The 17,993-nt window shown below is 65.5% G+C and carries 25 protein-coding genes and 1 pseudogene; 11 read left to right on the top strand and 15 right to left on the bottom strand.

The features are described from left to right. Nucleotides 1–162: 162 nt before the first annotated feature. The 8 genes from ACZ1I5_RS10000 to ACZ1I5_RS09965 form a co-directional block, all read right to left on the bottom strand. Nucleotides 163–417, bottom strand: a complete 255-nt coding sequence (locus tag ACZ1I5_RS10000; protein WP_465173540.1) for a hypothetical protein — start codon at nt 415–417, stop codon at nt 163–165. A 32-nt stretch (nt 418–449) separates the two neighbouring features. Beyond that, entirely contained in the window at nt 450–767 is a 318-nt protein-coding gene (locus ACZ1I5_RS09995) for a hypothetical protein (RefSeq protein ID WP_465173539.1), read from the bottom strand. A gap of 11 nt (nt 768–778) precedes the next feature. After that, complete coding sequence (locus tag ACZ1I5_RS09990; protein ID WP_465173538.1) at nt 779–1,078, bottom strand: hypothetical protein; 300 nt, start codon at nt 1,076–1,078, stop codon at nt 779–781. A gap of 26 nt (nt 1,079–1,104) precedes the next feature. Then, on the bottom strand, nt 1,105–1,395 hold the full coding sequence (locus ACZ1I5_RS09985) for a hypothetical protein (RefSeq protein ID WP_465173537.1): 291 nt from the start codon (nt 1,393–1,395) through the stop codon (nt 1,105–1,107). 29 nt (nt 1,396–1,424) lie between these two features. Next, the gene (pspC, locus tag ACZ1I5_RS09980; protein WP_465173536.1) at nt 1,425–1,805 is read right to left on the bottom strand and encodes an envelope stress response membrane protein PspC; all 381 of its coding nucleotides are present in this window, start codon (nt 1,803–1,805) and stop codon (nt 1,425–1,427) included. A gap of 1 nt (nt 1,806) precedes the next feature. Further along, entirely contained in the window at nt 1,807–2,073 is a 267-nt protein-coding gene (gene pspB / locus ACZ1I5_RS09975; RefSeq protein WP_465173535.1) for an envelope stress response membrane protein PspB, read from the bottom strand. Between the two features lies 1 nt (nt 2,074). Continuing rightward, nucleotides 2,075–2,746, bottom strand: coding sequence for a phage shock protein PspA (gene pspA / locus ACZ1I5_RS09970; RefSeq protein ID WP_465173534.1), 672 nt, complete (start codon nt 2,744–2,746; stop codon nt 2,075–2,077). 100 nt (nt 2,747–2,846) lie between these two features. Next, nucleotides 2,847–2,993 (bottom strand): hypothetical protein, encoded by a 147-nt coding sequence (locus tag ACZ1I5_RS09965; RefSeq protein WP_465173533.1) that lies wholly within the window; start codon nt 2,991–2,993, stop codon nt 2,847–2,849. A gap of 175 nt (nt 2,994–3,168) precedes the next feature. Here ACZ1I5_RS09965 and pspF point away from each other — a divergent pair, with 175 nt between their 5' ends. Further along, entirely contained in the window at nt 3,169–4,212 is a 1,044-nt protein-coding gene (gene pspF / locus ACZ1I5_RS09960) for a phage shock protein operon transcriptional activator (protein WP_465173531.1), read from the top strand. An 89-nt stretch (nt 4,213–4,301) separates the two neighbouring features. Continuing rightward, the gene (locus ACZ1I5_RS09955) at nt 4,302–4,910 is read left to right on the top strand and encodes a superoxide dismutase (RefSeq protein WP_465173530.1); all 609 of its coding nucleotides are present in this window, start codon (nt 4,302–4,304) and stop codon (nt 4,908–4,910) included. 330 nt (nt 4,911–5,240) lie between these two features. On the opposite strand, the gene ACZ1I5_RS09950 is transcribed toward ACZ1I5_RS09955, so the two are convergent. From ACZ1I5_RS09950 to mtaB, 3 genes are read right to left on the bottom strand one after another with little or no spacing between them, the layout of a single operon-like run. Beyond that, nucleotides 5,241–5,858, bottom strand: coding sequence for a septation protein A (locus ACZ1I5_RS09950; protein WP_465173529.1), 618 nt, complete (start codon nt 5,856–5,858; stop codon nt 5,241–5,243). Continuing rightward, nucleotides 5,848–6,789, bottom strand: a complete 942-nt coding sequence (ftsY, locus tag ACZ1I5_RS09945; RefSeq protein ID WP_465173528.1) for a signal recognition particle-docking protein FtsY — start codon at nt 6,787–6,789, stop codon at nt 5,848–5,850. Before ftsY ends, ACZ1I5_RS09950 begins: the two co-directional genes overlap by 11 nt. After that, complete coding sequence (mtaB, locus tag ACZ1I5_RS09940) at nt 6,786–8,033, bottom strand: tRNA (N(6)-L-threonylcarbamoyladenosine(37)-C(2))-methylthiotransferase MtaB (protein WP_465173527.1); 1,248 nt, start codon at nt 8,031–8,033, stop codon at nt 6,786–6,788. Before mtaB ends, ftsY begins: the two co-directional genes overlap by 4 nt. 23 nt (nt 8,034–8,056) lie before the next feature. On the opposite strand from mtaB, the gene ACZ1I5_RS09935 reads away from it, so the two are divergent. Further along, nucleotides 8,057–8,638: a DUF924 family protein gene (locus ACZ1I5_RS09935; RefSeq protein WP_465173526.1), complete on the top strand. Its 582-nt coding sequence runs from the start codon at nt 8,057–8,059 to the stop codon at nt 8,636–8,638. On the opposite strand, the gene ACZ1I5_RS09930 is transcribed toward ACZ1I5_RS09935, so the two are convergent. After that, on the bottom strand, nt 8,613–10,253 hold the full coding sequence (locus tag ACZ1I5_RS09930) for a putative bifunctional diguanylate cyclase/phosphodiesterase (protein ID WP_465173525.1): 1,641 nt from the start codon (nt 10,251–10,253) through the stop codon (nt 8,613–8,615). The genes ACZ1I5_RS09935 and ACZ1I5_RS09930 overlap by 26 nt on opposite strands. 257 nt (nt 10,254–10,510) lie before the next feature. Between ACZ1I5_RS09930 and ffh the strand changes: the two genes are divergently transcribed. The 3 genes from ffh to rimM are packed head-to-tail and all read left to right on the top strand — an operon-like array spanning nt 10,511 to nt 13,221. Further along, nucleotides 10,511–12,013, top strand: a complete 1,503-nt coding sequence (gene ffh, locus ACZ1I5_RS09925) for a signal recognition particle protein (RefSeq protein ID WP_465173524.1) — start codon at nt 10,511–10,513, stop codon at nt 12,011–12,013. A gap of 27 nt (nt 12,014–12,040) precedes the next feature. Continuing rightward, the gene (gene rpsP, locus ACZ1I5_RS09920; protein WP_465173523.1) at nt 12,041–12,742 is read left to right on the top strand and encodes a 30S ribosomal protein S16; all 702 of its coding nucleotides are present in this window, start codon (nt 12,041–12,043) and stop codon (nt 12,740–12,742) included. Continuing rightward, nucleotides 12,742–13,221, top strand: coding sequence for a ribosome maturation factor RimM (rimM, locus tag ACZ1I5_RS09915; protein ID WP_465173522.1), 480 nt, complete (start codon nt 12,742–12,744; stop codon nt 13,219–13,221). Before rpsP ends, rimM begins: the two co-directional genes overlap by 1 nt. Here the strand turns inward: rimM and ACZ1I5_RS09910 are convergent. Continuing rightward, the gene (locus ACZ1I5_RS09910) at nt 13,211–14,122 is read right to left on the bottom strand and encodes an NAD(P)/FAD-dependent oxidoreductase (protein ID WP_465173521.1); all 912 of its coding nucleotides are present in this window, start codon (nt 14,120–14,122) and stop codon (nt 13,211–13,213) included. The genes rimM and ACZ1I5_RS09910 overlap by 11 nt on opposite strands. A 104-nt stretch (nt 14,123–14,226) precedes the next feature. Between ACZ1I5_RS09910 and ACZ1I5_RS09905 the strand changes: the two genes are divergently transcribed. From ACZ1I5_RS09905 to rplS, 4 genes are read left to right on the top strand one after another with little or no spacing between them, the layout of a single operon-like run. Beyond that, entirely contained in the window at nt 14,227–14,499 is a 273-nt protein-coding gene (locus ACZ1I5_RS09905; RefSeq protein WP_465173520.1) for an AbrB/MazE/SpoVT family DNA-binding domain-containing protein, read from the top strand. After that, nucleotides 14,492–14,869, top strand: coding sequence for a PIN domain-containing protein (locus ACZ1I5_RS09900; RefSeq protein ID WP_465173519.1), 378 nt, complete (start codon nt 14,492–14,494; stop codon nt 14,867–14,869). The genes ACZ1I5_RS09905 and ACZ1I5_RS09900 overlap by 8 nt, the downstream gene beginning before the upstream one ends. Beyond that, nucleotides 14,866–15,597, top strand: coding sequence for a tRNA (guanosine(37)-N1)-methyltransferase TrmD (gene trmD / locus ACZ1I5_RS09895; RefSeq protein ID WP_465173518.1), 732 nt, complete (start codon nt 14,866–14,868; stop codon nt 15,595–15,597). Before ACZ1I5_RS09900 ends, trmD begins: the two co-directional genes overlap by 4 nt. Before the next feature lies 1 nt (nt 15,598). Next, on the top strand, nt 15,599–15,988 hold the full coding sequence (gene rplS, locus ACZ1I5_RS09890) for a 50S ribosomal protein L19 (protein WP_465173517.1): 390 nt from the start codon (nt 15,599–15,601) through the stop codon (nt 15,986–15,988). 613 nt (nt 15,989–16,601) lie between these two features. On the opposite strand, the gene ACZ1I5_RS09885 is transcribed toward rplS, so the two are convergent. Then, a complete protein-coding gene (locus ACZ1I5_RS09885) occupies nt 16,602–17,111 on the bottom strand; it encodes a lipocalin-like domain-containing protein (RefSeq protein ID WP_465173516.1) in 510 nt (169 codons plus the stop codon). An 85-nt stretch (nt 17,112–17,196) separates the two neighbouring features. Here ACZ1I5_RS09885 and ACZ1I5_RS09880 point away from each other — a divergent pair, with 85 nt between their 5' ends. Next, nucleotides 17,197–17,793, top strand: coding sequence for a CGNR zinc finger domain-containing protein (locus ACZ1I5_RS09880; protein ID WP_465173515.1), 597 nt, complete (start codon nt 17,197–17,199; stop codon nt 17,791–17,793). Here the strand turns inward: ACZ1I5_RS09880 and ACZ1I5_RS09875 are convergent. Beyond that, nucleotides 17,794–17,937, bottom strand: a pseudogene (locus ACZ1I5_RS09875) (VOC family protein); the annotation flags it as partial. Between the last annotated feature and the right edge of the window lie 56 nt (nt 17,938–17,993).

The raw sequence follows: 17,993 nt of genomic DNA, 5'->3' as shown, positions 1-17,993 counted from the left end.
ACTCCCTGTTTCGAAAACGGGTGCTTCAGAGGGCCTTGCCGGCCTCACGCTCCAGGCGGCGGCGGGGGGCATCGACCCGCTCGCAGAGGTAGACGGCGACGCCGGCAACAGCGGTCATCACGGCCAGGAAGATAATCATCGCGAAATCCTTCTATTCAAAGTTCAGTTGAGCGGGGGCTGGTTCCGGAGCTTCTCGATCTCGTCCGCGACGTCGATGCCGCGGTCGGTGACGATCCTCTCCAGCACACGCACCCGTTGTTCGAGGCCGCCGGTCTGGGACGCATATTGCGCGGCCTTCTCGGCGATCATCTTGGCTTCGAGTTCCATCTGCTTCTCGCGGTGGGCCAGCCACGGCTTGACGATCACGCCGCCGACCACCGCCACCAGTCCGACCATGATCGCGAGGATCGGGATCATGAAAACGATATTGGGTTCCACAACCTGTCTCCTCAGTTTGCCTTCAGCCGGAGCTGTTCGATCTCGCGATCAAGGCTGTGCGCGCCGTCCGTGACGATGCGTTCGACATTAGCGAGCCGATCCTTAACCGCGCCGATCTCGGCGCGAAGCTGGCTGTTCTCCTGGGTCAGCAACTTGACCCGCTCGATCGTTTCCTCGCCCGAGCTCGGATAGAGCGTCTGCCCGTTGCTTCCCGTGAGCGGATAGCCGTGGCGGACCTTCATCCAGGTGGTGACCAGCCAGGCGCCGATCGCGATCAGCGTCAGCAGCGAAACCGGCTTGATCAGCTCCATGATCAGATGTTCGTTCATTGGTGCTGCTCCTAGCGAAGGGCGTCGATTTCGCGAGCGGTGCGCTCGGCGGGATCGGTGGCGATGCGTTCGAGGACGGCGATCCGCTCCTCGAGGCGGGAAACCTGGCCCACCAGCCGCTCGTTCTCGGATGAGAGGAGGTGGATCTTGCGTTCGGCGTCGGGACCGTCGTCGGCGTAGCGATCGCGGTACCGGCGGCTGCGGCGTGTTTCGATCGGCAGGCCGTGCTGGGCCCGGATCCACATCTTCGCGACACCGCCGAGCATGGCGAGGGCGATGATCGCGAGGACGAAAATTTGACCGTTGTGCATCGTTCTAACTCCTGAGCCTGTGCGCTTCAGCGCAGCTCGTCGATCTGGCGGGCAGTGCGTTCGGCGGGGTCGGTTGCGATGCGTTCCAGCACTGCGATCCGTTCCTCCAGCCGGCTGATCTGCCCGGCCTGGCGCTCATTCTCCGTCGTCAGCAGCTGGATCTTCCGTTCCGCGTCGGGGTCTCCCTTCGCGCTCTTGCCGGACCACTCATCCTCGAGAGGATAGCCGTGGCGGGCGCGGACCCAGTTGTTGATGATCCAGCCGGCATAGGAGATCGCGATGATCGCGATCACGAAGCCAGGTCCACCCCAAGTCATTGTCATTCTCCCCTGTTCGGCGGCGAGGTTCAGCGCAGGCTGTCGATCTCGTCGGCGAGGCGGCTGTTGCGGCTGGTGTACATCATCTCGATGTCGGCGAGCCGGCGATCGATGTCGCGGAACTTGGAGCGGACCTCAGCGGTCGAGCGCTTCGGGTTCGAACGGACACCCTGCCAGAACTTCGCGTCTTCCGGGGTTTCGTACAGGCCGTAGGGCTTGCTCTCGGCCATCCAGGCGACCAGCCAGTAAGCGAGCAGCGTCCAGGGGAAGCCGCCGGCGATGGTGAGCAGAACGGCGCCGACGCGGACCCAGGTGACATCGACCCCGGTGTAATCGGCGATCCCGGCGCAGACGCCCAGCCATTTGCGGTTCTGCTTGTCGAGATAGAATTTGGTGCGGCTTGCGGACATCTCAGTTGCTCCTGGGAAGGTCGTTGCTGGTCGAAGGCGTCATCGTGCCGGGGCGCCACTCGGGGTGGTCGGCGGCGACGATGCGCTCCACGGTATTCAGGCGGTCTTCGAGCCGGCGGGCGAGATAGTGCAGCTCATCGAGCAGATTCTCGTCCTCGGTGGTGATCTTCGGCGCCTGCTTCCACTTGGTCACATAGTGGAGGATCACCCAGGGCATGCCGATGAACAGGATGCCGCAGACGATCGCTGGGATAAGGACGTCTTCCATCTCAGACTTCCTTCGAGCCGGCGGCGCGCGCCTTCATCGCGGCGAGTTCCGCCTCGACCTTCTCGCTTGCCTTCAGCTCCGCGATCTCCTCCTCGAGGCTCTTCGGGACGCCCATGCCGGCGACTTCGGCGCGGCCCTCGGCCATGTCGACCCGGCGCTCCATGATCTCGAAGCGCGAGAACGCGTCCTGCATCTTCGGGCCGGCATACATTTCGCGCAGCTTGTAGCGGTTGTGCGCGGTCTCGAGCCGGGTGACGATCGAGTTCTGGCGGGTGCGGGCCTCGCGAAGCTTGGTCTGCAGCTTGTTGATGTCCTCTTCCGAGGCGCGGAGCGCTTCGTCGAGCACCGTGATCTCGCCGGTCAGCTGGGCGGCCATGTCGGCGGCCTTCTGCTTTTCGACCAGGGCGGCCTTGGCCAGGTCCTCGCGGCCCTTGGACAGGGCCAGCTCGGCCTTTTCGGTCCAGCTTTCCTGAAGCGATTCGAGCTTCGAGATGTGGCGGCGCATTTCCTTCTGGTCGGCAATGGTGCGCGCGGCGGAGGCGCGGACTTCAACCAGGGTCTCCTCCATCTCGAGGATGATCATGCGGATCATCTTGGCGGGGTCTTCCGCCTTGTCGAGCAGATCGGTGAAGTTGGCGGCGATGATGTCGCGGGTTCGGGAGAAAATGCCCATCTCGAAAACTCTCCTAATAGGTACGCAGGATACTGGGTGAGGGTTGAAGGGGTGCCGGGGCGGTGCAAGGGGTGGCCGCCCCGGCAGCGCCGCCTGACGATCAGGCGGCGGTCTGGGTGTAGAGGGCCGCCGGAGCGGCCTGGGCCGGCGCGACGGCGCCGAGCAGGAAGGTGGAGCCCAGCACGACCGCACAAGCGACGGCTGCGACGGTGTGGCGGAGGTCGCCGGCTTTGTAGCGGTTCTTCATGGCGTAATTCCCTGTAACTGGTTGTCCGTGTCGCCCTGTTGGGCAGATGCCAGGAGTATTGCAGGGAGCGTGCCAGTTTCTAAAAGCTCGGTTTTCCGCCATTTTCGGCTGAACGCCACATGAACCGATCTAAAATATCTTGCCAAGCCTTGGGAATTTACGCCAAGGCTTGGGCATGGATCGCACTACCCAGGTCATCGGCCAGTCGAACGTTTTTCTAGAGACGCTGGAGCGCGCCAGCCGCGCGGCCGCGCTCGACCGCCCGGTGCTCGTCATCGGCGAACGCGGCACCGGCAAGGAGTTGGTCGCCGAGCGTCTCCACCGCCTGAGCCCACGTTGGGACCAGCCTCTGGTGGTGATGAACTGCGCTGCCTTGCCCGAGACGCTGATCGAGGCCGAATTGTTCGGGCATGAGGCAGGGGCCTTCACCGGCGCGACCAAGTCGCGCGTCGGGCGGTTCGAGGAAGCGCATCGCGGAACCCTGTTCCTCGACGAACTCGGCACCTTGTCGATGGGCGCGCAGGAAAGGCTGCTGCGCGCGGTCGAATATGGCGAGATCACCCGAATCGGATCCTCGCGACCGTTGCAGGTCGATGTCCGCATCGTCGCGGCGACCAACGAGAATCTGCCCGACAAAGTGGCGCGGCACCAGTTTCGCGCCGATCTGCTCGACCGGCTGTCGTTCGAGGTGGTGACCCTGCCGCCGCTCCGTGCGCGCCCCGGCGACGTGATGGTGCTGGCCGAGCATTTCGGGCGGCGCATGGCCTCCGAAATGGGCTTTGACGACTGGCCCGGATTCGGCCCGAACGCGATGGCGGCGATGGTCGACTATCAATGGCCCGGCAATGTGCGCGAGTTGCGCAACGTCGTGGAGCGCGCCGTCTATCGGTGGGAGCAGGCAGGGCCGATCGATGCGATCGAGTTCGACCCGTTCCATTCACCCTATCGGCCGGCACCGGCCGGCGCGCCCCTGACGCCCGCGCCGGTGTTGACGGCGCCGCCGGAAAGCGCGCAGCCCGTGACGGCACCGGCGGAGGAGGCCGATGAGGCACCGTCCGACTTCAAGACGCGCATTGCCCGGTTCGAGCGCGATCTGCTGACCAAGGCGCTTGGCGAGCATCGCTTCAATCAGCGCGCCACCGCGGAAGCGCTTGGGCTGAGTTACGACCAGCTTCGCCACGCGTTGAAGCGCCATGGGCTTATTTCCGCCGGGGCGTGACGGAATCGGTTGCGTAACGAGGCTGTCGGACCCATTTCACCGGCTCGGCGTTGCGTCAGTGACCCGCGCATTTCCAAGGAGGATGACTCATGGCTTTCGAACTGCCCCCGCTTCCCTACGCCTATGACGCGCTGGAGCCGACCATCAACGAAGAGACGATGAAGTTCCATCACGACAAGCACCACAAGGCGTATACCGACAAGCTCAACGAGGGCGTCGAAAAGGACCCCTCGCTGGCCGGCAAGACGATCGAAGAGATCCTGGCCGTGATCTCGACCCAGCCGCCGCTGGTCCGCAACAATGGCGGCGGTTTCTGGAACCATGACTTCTTCTGGAAGATCATGACCCCGGGCGGCGGCACGCCTTCGGGCAAGCTGGCGGAGGCGATCGACGCCTATGGCGGGCTCGACAAGCTGAAGGAAGATTTCAACGGCAAGGGCGCCGGCCAGTTCGGCTCGGGCTGGGCATGGGTGATCGCCGACGCCGATGGCAAGCTGCAGGTCACCAGCACGCCGAACCAGGACAATCCCCTGATGGACGACGTTGCCGTGAAGGGCACGCCGATCCTGGGCAATGACGTGTGGGAGCACGCTTATTACCTGATCTATCGCAACGACCGCCCCGGCTATCTCAAGGCGTGGTGGGACGTGGTGAACTGGGACGAGGCGGGACGCATCTACGACGGCGTGGTGGGCTGATCTACGGAATTCCTCCCCTGAGCGGAGCTCAGGGGAGGGGGGCGTAGCTGCGATCAGCGACATGCCGGGGGCATGTCGCGGCAGCGAAGCCGGGTTGCGGAGCAACCCGTGGCGAAGCTGGCGGAGGGGTTTGGAGCGCGGTGAACGCGTCCAAGTAGGAACGGTGAGAGTTGCGGCGTTCGCGCGGAGCCGGTCTATGCCAGGCCCCGCCCGACCAGCCCCTCCACCGCCTTCGGCGCGTTCGAGCGAGATCCTATTCCCCGGATAGGATCTTGTTCTGCCGGGGGCAGAACAAAGCTCGGACGCCCTCCCCGTTCCGGGGAGGAGTTTTTATCCCTCAGGCGGGACCGGCGGCTCTTGCCCTGTATTCAGCCCGTGCTTCATCAGCATCGGCACATTGGCGATCGCGAAGACCAGGGTCAGCGGAATCGCACCCCATAGCTTGAACGCCACCCAGAAATCGGTGGTGCTGTTGCGCCACACAACCTCATTGAGCACCGCCATGCAGGCGAAGAAGATCGTCCAGTTGATCGTCAGCTTGCGCCAGCCCTGTTCGGTCAGGCCGGGATAAGCGGTCTCCAGCAGCGACTGGAGCAAAGGGCGACCGGTTGCGAGGCCGAACGCCAGGATCGCCGCGAAACTGGCATAGACGAAGGTTGGCTTGATCTTGATGAAGGTCTCGTTGTGGAAATAGAGCGTGGCGCCGCCGAACACGAGCACCAGGGTTCCGGTCATCCACAGCATCGGCGAGATGCGGCCGGTCTTCCAGCGCGAGACGACCATCGCGATCGCGCTCGCGACCATGAACGCCGTCGTCGCCGCGAGCAGCCGCGCGATCTGCGGGCCGCCGCTCATGAAATTCACGACGAAAAAGACCGCGAGCGGCGCGACGTCGATCGCAAGGCGGAGGCCGGGGCCAACCGGGGGAAGCTTGGTTTCACTTGCCATGGCGAACCCCTTCCACACCCGCGATGATCCGCGCAACCTCGTTCGCATCGAACGGCCGAAGATCGCCCATGCCCTCGCCGACGCCGATGGCGTGAATCGGCAGGCCATATTTCTCCGCCGCGGCGACCAGCACGCCGCCGCGCGCGGTGCCGTCCAGCTTGGTCATGATCAGCCCGGTGACGCCGGCGAATTCCTTGAACACCTCGATCTGGTTGAGCGCGTTCTGGCCGGTCGTCGCGTCCAGCACGAGCAGGATGTCGTGCGGGGATTCCGGGTTGATGCGGCCGAGCACGCGGCGGATCTTGGACAGCTCGTCCATCAGCTCGCGCTTGTTCTGCAGGCGCCCGGCAGTGTCGACGATCAGTGCGTCGATCCCAGTGGCGGTCGCCTGCTTTACGGCCTCATAGACGATACCGGCTGCGTCGCCGCCTTCGTTGCCCGAGACGATCGGCACGCCGACCCGACCGGCCCAGGTGGCGAGCTGGCCGATCGCGGCGGCGCGGAAGGTGTCGCCGGCGGCGAGCATGACGCCATAATCCTGCTCGGTCAGATAATGCGCCAGCTTGGCGATGGTGGTGGTCTTGCCGGACCCGTTGACGCCGATGACCAAGATCACCTGAGGACGTGGAAACGCCGCGATCTCGAGCGGTTTGGCGACCTTTGCCAGGACCTTCTCGATCTCCTCCGCGACGACCAGGCGGATGCCGAGTTCCTCCATGTTGCGCTCGAAGCTGCCCTCCGCGAGGCGCGCCCGGATGCGCGAGGCGGTCTCCGGGCCGAGATCGGAGGCGATCAGCGCTTCCTCGATCTCGTCAAGCGTCGCCTCGTCCAGGCGCGCGGCACCCAGGCCGGCGAGATTGCCGATCAGGCGATCGGAGGTGCGCTTGAAGCCGCCGAGCAGTTTGTCGTGCCAGCTTGGAGTAGTGCTCATGCAGGGATTCCGGTGAGGATGGTGGCGCTGGCGCCGGTGATGAGGATGGGTTGGATACTCCCAACCTCCGTTCGTGCCGAGCCAACGGGGAGGGGAAAGCGTACTTCCGCGAAAGCCGGGGCATGGCCGCGGTCGCCGGGGCGCTCCACCAGGACCGGCTGGACGGTGCCGACCAGGTTTTGCAGCCAGCTCGCGCGTCGTACCGTGCCAGCCTCGCGCAACATCGCGGCGCGGCGCTTGCCCACTTCCGGCTCGACCTGCGGCATCCGTGCCGCGGGCGTGCCCTCGCGCGGCGAATAGGGGAAGATATGCGGGTGGACGATGTGGCAATCGTCGATCAGCGCCAGCGTGTTGCGGAACATCGCCTCGGTCTCGGTCGGGAAACCGGCGATCAGGTCGGCGCCGATCGCGATCTCGGAGCGCGCCGCCTTGAGCCGTTCGACCATCCGGACGCTCTCCGCGCGGTTGTGGCGCCGCTTCATGCGTTTCAGGATCATGTCGTCGCCCGCCTGGAGCGAGAGATGGACGTGCGGCATCATGCGTGGCTCGGTCGTCAACAGCTCGAACAGCCGGTCGTCGATCTCGATCGAATCGAGCGAGGACAGGCGCAGGCGCTCGAGCGTCGGGACATGGTTGAGGATGCGTTCGACCAGCAAGCCGAGAGAAGGCGTGCCGGGCAGGTCCGGGCCGTAGCTGGTGAGGTCGACTCCGGTCAGCACGATTTCGCGGTGTCCGGTATCGACCAGTGTCCGGATCCGGTCGATCACCCCGCCGGCCGGAACCGAGCGGCTGTTGCCGCGCCCGAACGGGATCGCGCAGAAGGTGCAACGATGGTCGCAGCCATTCTGCACCTCGACGAACGCGCGGGCGTGCGCGGCAAAGGCGGCGGCAAGATGCGGCGCCGTCTCGCGCACCTGCATGATGTCGCCGACCATCACCTCATCATGCGCTTCCCAGGCTTCCGGTTTCAATTTCTCGGCGTTGCCGATCACCCGGTCGACCTCGGGCATGGCGGCGAAGCTCCGCGGATCGATCTGCGCGGCGCAGCCGGTCACCACGATCTGCGCCCCCGGCCGGTCGCGGCGCGCGCGGCGGATCGCGCTGCGCGTCTCGCGCACCGCGCTGTTGGTCACGGCACAGCTGTTGACGACCACCATGTCGCGGGCGCCGACGAGCGTACGGATCGTCTCGCTTTCCGCGATGTTGAGACGGCAGCCCAGGCTGATAATGTCGGGCTCAGCCATCAGGGAGGCCGGAACGGTGGTACATGCGCGGTGATCTAGGGGCGGGTTCGGACGAAGTCCATGAAAAGGCCCATGCGATACTATCCTTCTGGTTTGACGAGGTTCCGGCGAAGAAGCGTTTCGGCAAGGATTTGGCGCTCGACCGCGAAATCGCCCAACGGTTCGGTGCATTGCGCGACGCGGTGCTGGCAAGCCAGGCGCGTGGCTGGCGGGACGACCCGGAGACTTTGCTGGGGGCGATCATCCTGCTCGATCAGTTCTCCCGCAACATCCACCGCGACACGGCGGCGGCGTTTTCCGGTGACGCGCTGGCGCTCGACCTGACGCGCGAGGCGATCGAGCGGGGCTGGGACGAACGGCTCGACCCGGACGAGCGGCGGCCCTTCCTCTACATGCCGCTGATGCACGCGGAGAGCCGCGAGGCGCAGGCGCTGTCGGTCGGCTGTTTCGAGCAACTCGGCAACGAGGAGAATCTCTCCTACGCCCATGACCATGCCGATGTGATCGCGCGGTTCGGGCGATTTCCGTCACGCAACGCGGCCCTCGGCCGGCAATCGACGCCCGATGAACAGGCCTATCTCAAACAGCCAGGCGCTGGCTGGTAGAAAGGCCGGCAGTTATCTCTCTGATATCGCCGGCAGCCGGCTGAAGCAGCAGGCGCCGCTCGGCGAGCAGGCGACGGGTGTTGGCGATGCTCATCGGCCGGCCGTAGAGATATCCCTGGCCTCTGGAGCAGCCAAGCGCGCGCAGCCGCTCCTCGATCGATGCGTCCTCGATACCTTCCGCGGTGATCGGCAGGTTGAGGCTGTCGCCGAGCCGGGTGATGGCATTGACGATCGCCGCGCTTTCGGAATTCTCGGTGATCGACATGATGAAGCTCTTGTCGATCTTGATCCGGTCGAAGGGCAGGGCGCGGAGATGCGCCAGCGACGAATAGCCGGTGCCGAAATCGTCGAGCGCGAGCCTGACACCCTGGTTCTTCAGGCTGGCGACGATCGACTGGGCGAGCGGCAGATTGTCGAACAGCGAGCTTTCGGTAATCTCGATTTCGAGCCGGGTCGCCGGGAAGCCGGTTTCGGTCAGGACCTTGATGATCTTCTGCGCGAGCCAGGCGTCCTTGAGCTGCCAGGGTGAGATGTTGACCGAAATCGACAGCGCCGGATTCCAGTCCTTCGCCGCCGTGAAGGCCTGGCGCATGATCGAGAGCGAGAGATCGGCGATCATGCCGGTTTCCTCGGCGATCGGAATGAAGGCCTCGGGCCCGACCAGGCCGCGTTGCGGATGCTCCCAGCGCGCCAGCACCTCGAACCCGCCGAGCCGGCCGGTGGTGAGATCGATCTGCTGCTCGAAATAGGGAACCACCTCCTGCCGCGGGATCGCGCCGCGCAGGCCGGCCTCGAGCTCGTTGCGTGCCTGGAGCTCGCGCTCCATCGACAGGTCGAACCAGGCGAACCGATTGCGGCCCGAATTCTTCGCGGCGTACATGGCGATGTCGGCAGAGCGAGTCAGTGCATCGATGGTCGCGCAATCGAAGTCCGAGCGGGCGATACCGAGCGAGACGCTGATATGGAGCTGAAGCCCCTCCGCCCTGAACGGCTGGGCGAGGCGCGACACGATTCGCTCGGCGATGCGTTCGACCGTGTCGGGATGGGCGGGGTCGAACAGAAAGGCGCAGGCGAACTCATCGCCGCCGAAGCGCGCGGTCAGCGCGATCGAGGGCATTGCGGCCGCGATCTCCACCGCGACCTCGCGCAATAGCGTATCGCCGATCGCGTGGCCGTGCATGTCGTTGATCGTCTTGAAATGGTCGAGATCGAGCATCATCATCGCCATCGCCTTGCCCCGGCGTTCGGCACGGGCGAACATCGCCGCACCCTGCTCGCCAAGGCTGCGGCGATTGAGGAAGCCGGTCAGCGGGTCCTTGGCGGCGAGCTGGTGCGCGCGTTCCTCGGCGGCGGCGCGGACCGTGACCTCGCGGGCGAGTTCGCGGTGGCGGCGCCAGCCGAACAGGATCAGGGCGACGTTGAGCAGCAGGGCGATGACCAGAGTCTGGTCTGTGCCTTCCCCACCGGAGAAATAATGCTGAAGCGTCGAGGACAGCACTGAACTGCCCGTGCCAATGAACAGCAGGATCGAGGCGACGGTAATTGCCCCACTGATCGAGTCGCCACGCGTGCTGGGCACTTCCAGCCCCGAGTCGTCGCCGATTTCACCCACCATCCCACGTGCCCCACGGATACTCATGCACCCCCTTTCCACGACAGGCGTATAGATCGGGTTAAGCCCGGTGCATGCAAATTGCCGGCGCGCACCGAGGTTGCGCGATCATGTGCGGTGCGCTAAGGGCCGCCGCGATCGTTTCCGTCATGGGATTCGTGAAGGGGTGCCCATAGGGCTACGCCGGCCGACGAGGTTTCGTCCGCCGGCGTTCTTTGCGTTTCTCGGGCCGGATGTCGATCCGGAATGAAAGGTTGTTGATGTTCGAGAGCCTGAGCGACCGTCTTGGCGGTGTGTTCGATCGACTGCGTGGGCGTGGTGCGCTGACGGAGGCGGACGTGCGCGCCGCGATGCGCGAGGTGCGCGTCGCGCTGCTCGAGGCTGACGTGGCGCTGCCCGTCGCGCGCGATTTCGTCGACAAGGCGACCGAGAAGGCCGTCGGCCAGAATGTGCTGCGTTCGGTCACGCCGGGCCAGCAGGTCGTCAAGATCGTCAACGACGCGCTGGTCGAGATGCTCGGCTCGGACGCGTCGGAGCTGGAGCTGGGCGTTACCCCGCCGGCCGTGATCATGATGGTCGGCCTGCAGGGCTCGGGTAAGACGACCACCACCGCCAAGATCGCGCTGCGGCTGGCGAAGCGCGAGCGCAAGAAGGTGCTGATGGCGTCGCTCGACGTCAATCGCCCGAACGCGCAGGAGCAGCTGGCGACGCTCGGCACTCAGGCGGAGGTCGCAACCCTGCCGGTCGTGCCGGGCCAGCAGCCAGTCGATATCGCGCGGCGCGCGATGCAGGCGGCGAAGCTGCAGGGCTATGACGTCCTGATGCTCGACACCGCCGGCCGTCTCCATGTCGACCAGGCGCTGATGGACGAGATGAAGGCGGTTGCCGACGTCGCCAGGCCGGCCGAGATCCTGCTCGTCGTCGATGCGCTGACTGGCCAGGACGCGGTCAATGTCGCAAGCAGCTTCTCCGCACAGGTGCCGCTGACCGGCGTGGTGCTGACTCGCATGGACGGCGATGCGCGCGGCGGTGCTGCGCTGTCGATGCGTGCCGTCACCGGCAAGCCGATCAAGTTCGCCGGCATGGGCGAGAAGCTCGACGCGCTCGAGGCGTTCCATCCGGGCCGTGTCGCGGGGCGCATCCTCGGCATGGGCGACGTGGTCGGCCTGGTCGAGCGTGCCGCCGAGGCGATCCAGCAGGAAGACGCCGAGAAGATGGCGGCGAAGCTGGCCAAGGGCCAGTTCGACATGAACGACCTGCGCGCCCAGCTTGGCCAGATGCGCCGGATGGGCGGGCTCGGCGCACTCGCCGGCATGATCCCCGGCATGAAGAAGGCGCAACAGGCCATGGCTTCGGGCGCGGTCGACGAGCGGATCCTGCTCCGGATGGACGCGATGATCACCTCGATGACGCCCAAGGAGCGCGCCAAGCCGGAGATCATCAACGCCAAGCGCAAGATCCGCGTGGCGAAGGGCAGCGGCACGACCGTGCAGGACGTGAACAAGCTGCTCAAGATGCACCAGGAAATGTCCACCGCCATGAAGAAGATCCGCAAGATGGGCGGGTTGAAGGGCATGGCGGCGATGCTCGGCCGAGGTGGTCCTGGGGGCGGCATGGGTGGCCTCGGCAATGCCCTTGGAGGCCCCGGCCTCGGCAACATGCTGGGCGGCAACGGCCCCGTTGGCGGCCCCGGATTGCCGGGGCTGGGCGGCGGACAGGCCAATCTGCCCCCCGGTTTCGAGAATTTGATCAAGAAGAAATAACGTAATCGAAAGAAGGAAGAAGAAGTAATGGCACTCAGCATTCGTCTGTCGCGTGGCGGCTCCAAGAAGCGTCCGTACTACCGCATCGTCGTGGCGGACGCCCGTTCGCCCCGTGACGGCCGCTTCATCGAGAAGCTCGGCACCTACAACCCGCTGCTCGCCAAGGACGATGACAAGCGCATCGTGCTCGACGGCGAGCGTGCGAAGCATTGGCTGAGCGTCGGCGCGCAGCCGACCGACCGCGTTGCCCGTTTCCTCGACGTCGCGGGCGTCCGCGAGCGTCCGGCGCGCAACAACCCGAACAAGGGCAAGCCCGGCGAGAAGGCCACGGAGCGCGCCGAAGAGCGTGCGACCAAGCAGGCCGAAGCCGATGAGGCAGCCGCTGCAGCCGCCGCCGCGCCGGCACCCGAGCCTGAGCCCGTTGCCGAGGAAGCTCCCCCGGCGCAGGACAGCAATGAGGAAGCCGAGGCCGTGATCGCCGCCGAGGTCGAAGCAGCGACCGAAGAGCCGACGCCGGAAGCCGAAGCGGTTGCCGAGGCAGTCGCCGAGCAGACCCCGCCGGTCGAAGCCGAAGCAGCTCCTGAAGCGGCAGCCGAGGAAGCCGCTCCCGAGGCAGCCGCCGAGGAGGCTCCCGCAGCCGAAGCGAACGAGGCGACCCCGGACAGCGATGCCGGCGACACCGACGAGACCGCCGAGGGCAAGTCGGCTCAGGCTCCGGCCGAGGGCTGATGCCTAAGGACGCCCCCGTCACGCTCGCCGTCATCATCGGCGCGCACGGCGTGACGGGGGAGGTCCGTCTCAAGGTCTTCACCGAGGACCTGAAAAGTTATCAACGCTTCAACGACGGCACGCTGACGCTCAAGTCGGTGCGCCCGGGCAGCAATGGTGCCATCGCGCGCATTGCCGAGATCAACGATCGCAACGCCGCCGAGGCGCTGCGCGGCACCGAATTGACGGTGCCGAGATCGGCGCTGCCTCCGCTCGAAGAGGGCGAATATTACCATACCGACCTGTTGGGCCTGCCGGCCGTCTCGACGACGGGCGAGGACCTCGGTCGCGTGGTCGCGATCGACGATTTCGGGGCGGGCGACGTGATCGAGATCGAGCGGCCCGACGGCAAGCGCTTCATGGTGCCGATGCGGCCCGAGGCAGTGCCTGAGTGGGACGCGGAGCGGATGGTCGTCGCCGAGGAGTTCGTCACCGCCTGATCGGGCGGCGCTCGTCGAGCAGGTTGCGGATCGTCGTCGCGGCGACGCCGGCTTCGCCCATCGCGTGGCTGATCTGATCCAGCCCCTTCACCACATCGCCCGCCGCGAACAGGCCGGGGACCGAGGTGCGCTGATGGTCGTCGACCTCCAGGCACCCATCCTCCGATGCCCGCGCCCCGGCCGCCACGGCGAGGCCCGAGCGGATACGCGAGCCGAGCGCGGGGTAGATGCTGTCGAAATGCAGATCGCCAGCGGGTGTCGTCGCGACGATCGTGTCCGTAGCCACTCGCAGGGGCGTGCAGGGGCCGTCGACATGGAGGATGCCCGCCTCTTCCAGCTTGGCGCGGCAGGTCGCGTCGAGATCGTGCGCGGCGCCGGGCGCGATCAGGGTGACGTCGTCGCTGTAGCCGCGAAGGAACAGCGCCTCGCGCATGCCATGCTCGCCGGTGCCGATCACGCCGACGCGCTGGTCGGTGACCTCATAGCCGTCGCAGATCGGGCAATAGCGCAGCAGCCCGCGCGACAGCGCTGCGTCATGCTCGTCGGCGGGCATGTCGGGGCGGTTGTTGAGCACGCCGGTTGCGAGCAGCACGGTACGGGCGCGGAAGACGGTACCGCCCTGGCCGACATGGACCTCGAACCCGTCCTCCGACGGGACGATCGCCGAGACCTCGGCCAGTTCGCGCCGGGCGCCGAAGCTTTCGGCCTGGGCCAGCATCAGGGCGAGCAACTCCTTGCCCGCGATGCCGCCCGGAAAGCCTGCATGGTTGTGCGTGCGCGGGATCAGCGCCGCGCGGCTGGAGCCGCAGTCGAACAGGCGGATCGAGAGATGGAAACGGGCAAGGTAGATCGCGGCGGTCAGCCCGGCGGGGCCGGCCCCGATGATGATGCAGTCTTCCATGCCCAGCCTTAAAGGTCGGCGGCGAGGATGGTTCCCGGCAGGTGGCAACGATTGACGGTATGAACATCGGAATGTATATACATTACGTATATACGGAGACTGATATGAACGCTCCACGCAAGTCGCGTACCTTCAAGTCGGGCAACTCGGTTGCCCTGAGGCTGCCCAAGTCGCTCGGCATCGAAGCCGGGGTCGAGATGACCGTGCGCGAGGAGAAGGGGCGGTTCATCGTCGAGCCGGTTGTGGCCGAACCGCGCAAGATCGATTTGACCGGCATCTATGGATCGATTCCGGGGCTGAAGTTGCTGACTTCCGAGGACCGTGAGTTCGAGGAGCGGGAACTCGACTGGGAAGGGAAGCTGCTGAAGCGTGACTGACCCGAAGTTTCTGCTCGACAGCAATATCCTGATCTATCTTCTCGGTGGTCTTTCTCTCGAAGCAAAGGCGCGAGTCGAGGAGCGTCCTGTCGAAACGATCGCAACCTCGGCAGTTGCGTTTGCCGAGGTGATGCTCGGAGCGAAGGCACTCGATGCGGAGCGGGAAGCGCGGCGGTTGTTCGCCAACCTTCAAGTCCTGCCGTTCGACGCCGAGGCAGCGCTTGTCTATGCGAGGTTGCCGTTCAAGCGCGGGCGCTTCGACCGCTTGATTGCGGCGCAGGCTCTGGCGCTGGGCCTGACCCTCGTCACCAACAACGAGCGCGATTTCGCCGACATCCCCGGCCTCAAGATCGAGAACTGGACCATATGACCTTCGCCGCCACCGTCCTGACGCTCTACCCGGACATGTTCCCCGGGCCGCTCGGCGTGTCGCTGGCCGGGCGGGCGCTGGGCGAGGGGAGATGGTCGCTCGATGCGGTCAACATCCGGGACTTTGCGGCGGACAAACACCGTACCGTCGACGATACGCCGGCCGGGGGCGGGGCAGGGATGGTGCTGCGCGCCGATGTGCTGGCCGCGGCGATCGACAGCGTCGCCGATGACCGACCCATTCTCGCCATGACGCCACGGGGCGTGCCGCTGAGCCAGGAGCGGGTTCGGGTGCTGGCGGAAGGCCCCGGGGTCACCATTCTGTGCGGCCGGTTCGAGGGATTCGACGAGCGGATCTTCGAGGGACGGCAGGTCGAACAGGTCTCGATCGGCGACTATATCCTCTCCGGCGGGGAGATGGGGGCGCTGGTGTTGCTCGACGCTTGCATTCGGCTGCTTCCCGGCGTAATGGGCGCGGCTTCCAGCGGTGTGGACGAGAGCTTCGAAACGGGGCTGCTCGAATACCCGCAATATACCCGACCTGTTGAATGGGAAGGGCGCACGATCCCCGAAGTGCTGCGATCGGGGGATCATGCGAGGATCGAGGCATGGCGAAAGCTGATGGCCGAGACCGATACACGGCTAAGGCGGCCGGACCTTTGGGAGCGCCATGAGGGCGCTCGGGTCAGGTCGCCCTCTGGCGCGCGGCGACAGACGAAGGACGAATGAGATGAATCTCATCCAGACGATCGAAGCCGAGAACATTGCCAAGTTTCTCGAGAACAAGAAGATCCCGGAATTCCGCCCGGGCGACACGCTGAAGGTCGGCGTGAAGGTCGTGGAAGGCGAGCGCACCCGCGTTCAGAACTATGAAGGCGTGTGCATCGCGCGTTCGAACAAGGGCATGGGCTCCAACTTCACCGTGCGGAAGATTTCGTTCGGTGAGGGCGTCGAGCGCGTCTTCCCGCTCTATTCGCCGAACATCGATTCGATCGAGGTTGTCCGCAAGGGCGCCGTGCGTCGTGCGAAACTCTATTATCTGCGCGGCCGCACCGGCAAGTCGGCGCGTATCGCCGAGCGCCGCGACACGCGTCCGGCCAAGGCAACCGCTGCCGAGTAATCGGTCAGGCATTTTCGCCGAAGTTTCGAACGGGGCGTGGGGACGATGGTTTCCACGCCCCGTTTCGTTGTGCCTGGAAGGGCCGGCGATCTCCAACAGCGACTCGGCTTTTGCGCTGTTGCGCGCAGCGCATTTTTTCTTTCCGCTGTTATGTTGGATTTTGGATCCGGATTTCCCCAATATTTATAGAGACTTGAGAGGCGATACCGCTGTTAAGCATAACAGCGGTAAAATCGGCCGAAAACAGCGGGAAAGTTCCGCTGTTTTCCGCTGTTACCGCGGTAAAAACATGCCTGAAATGATATCACGATGAGAAGGAGCGGGCCGGCGCAGATGCGCGCACCGGCCGCGCCTGCTGCCACACCGCGCGCGTGGGTTGAATCGAGCAGAGCTGACGATCCCCTATTCGATCCGGTCGTCATCGAGAAAATGGAAGCGCCGGCGGGCTCGTATCACGAGGGGCGCGGCGGCGATGGCTTTCGTGCCCGTTTTGCGTGCCGCGCAAATGCTTAACGCACGCGCATGAGGATGGCGGCGATCGTCCCGGAGAGCCGGGTGTGATGCTCGACCCAGGCGGCACTATGGAAATCATCGTGCATGGCCGCAGGCTTCGTCACGGACTCGCCCGTTTCCACACCGAATAGGCGATGGTGCCATTGCCCGAAGCGCTCGCCGGGACGGCATAGGACAACAGGTCGTTCGCGTAGGTGTAGTCGCGGACCTGCTTCCTGCCTTCCCAATTGGGGAAGGACGCTGCCTGGATGTCGAACAGCAGCTGGTGCCGCGCACGATCGACCGTCACCCGGCCGAAATGGGTGCTCGATCCCAATACGGCCTGGCGATATTCGTCGGGCGATCCGCTGGTCTTGTCGCCCGAGGCGAATTTGGGGCGGTCGACCCGAAAGATCTGCAGGCTGTAACGGCCCGACGCATCGACCGTCAGCAGCCCTTGGGGATGCTCGCCATAGCCCGTCACGCTTGTGCCGTCGGCGCGTATTTCGTAAGCGGATTCCATCGTCCAGGTGCCGGTCAAGGACAGCGGCGCGGGATCAGGGGGCGAAACGGCGGAGGCCGGTGCCAGAAGGAGCCAGCCCGCCAGCAGCATCGTGATGGGTGTCGACATGATCAGCGCCTTTCAGTGAGTAACCGACTCAGCAGGTTACACGACATGTGTTGCGACGGCGCCGGTAACCTGTCAATGGGGTTTCATGAGCCGGCAGAAGATACGACCTCCGTCATTGGCCACATCCGAACTGCGCGACGGTTTCCGTTTCCGCGGAGGCCATGCGGCGCTCGATTTTGCCGCGACGCTGGCCGCCCGGATGAAGCCTTCGCCGCGCGACCTGATCGCGACCCCGACCGATCTCGATCGATGGCTCGCGGCCGCTGGCCTGGCCTCCCGGCTGCCGTCGACGGCGGACGACCTTTCCAGCGCCCGCGCGCTGCGCGAGGCGATCTATGCGCTCTCCACCGCGGTGATCGCCGGCGGGCCCATGCTTCCCGACGCCGTCACGACGCTGAACCGGATCGCGCAGGCGCCGTCGGCCGTGCCGCATTTGGGAGAAGATGGGAGCCTCCGTCTCGACGGTTCGCCGGGCGCCTTCCTCGCCACGCTCGCGCGCGACGCGATCCAGCTGTTCGGCGCAGATCCGGACGGGCGCCTGCGCCAATGCGAATCCGACGGTTGCGCGCTGCTGTTCCTCGATACCTCGCGGGGTGGCGATCGCCGCTGGTGCTCGATGACCGGGTGCGGCAACAAGGCCAAGGTCGCGGAGTTCAGGCGGCGGAGGCGGGAGGCCTCCTGATTACCCGTAGCTGACGATCTCATATTCGATCCGGTCGTAGTCGAGGAAATAGAAGCGCCGGCCGGGTTCGTAATCGCCGTGCGAGAAGGGTTCGAGCCCGGCGGCGACCACACGGCGTTCGATCTCGTCCAGGTCGTCGACCACGGCAGCCGACGGACGGCGATCAGCAACAGCTTTGCGCCTGTCGACGCAATACCGTA

It is taken from the genome of Sphingomonas sp. BL-S-30 (assembly GCF_055521475.1).
Note: the sequence above shows the minus strand (reverse complement) of the source record. Positions and strands in the feature narration are given on the sequence as shown.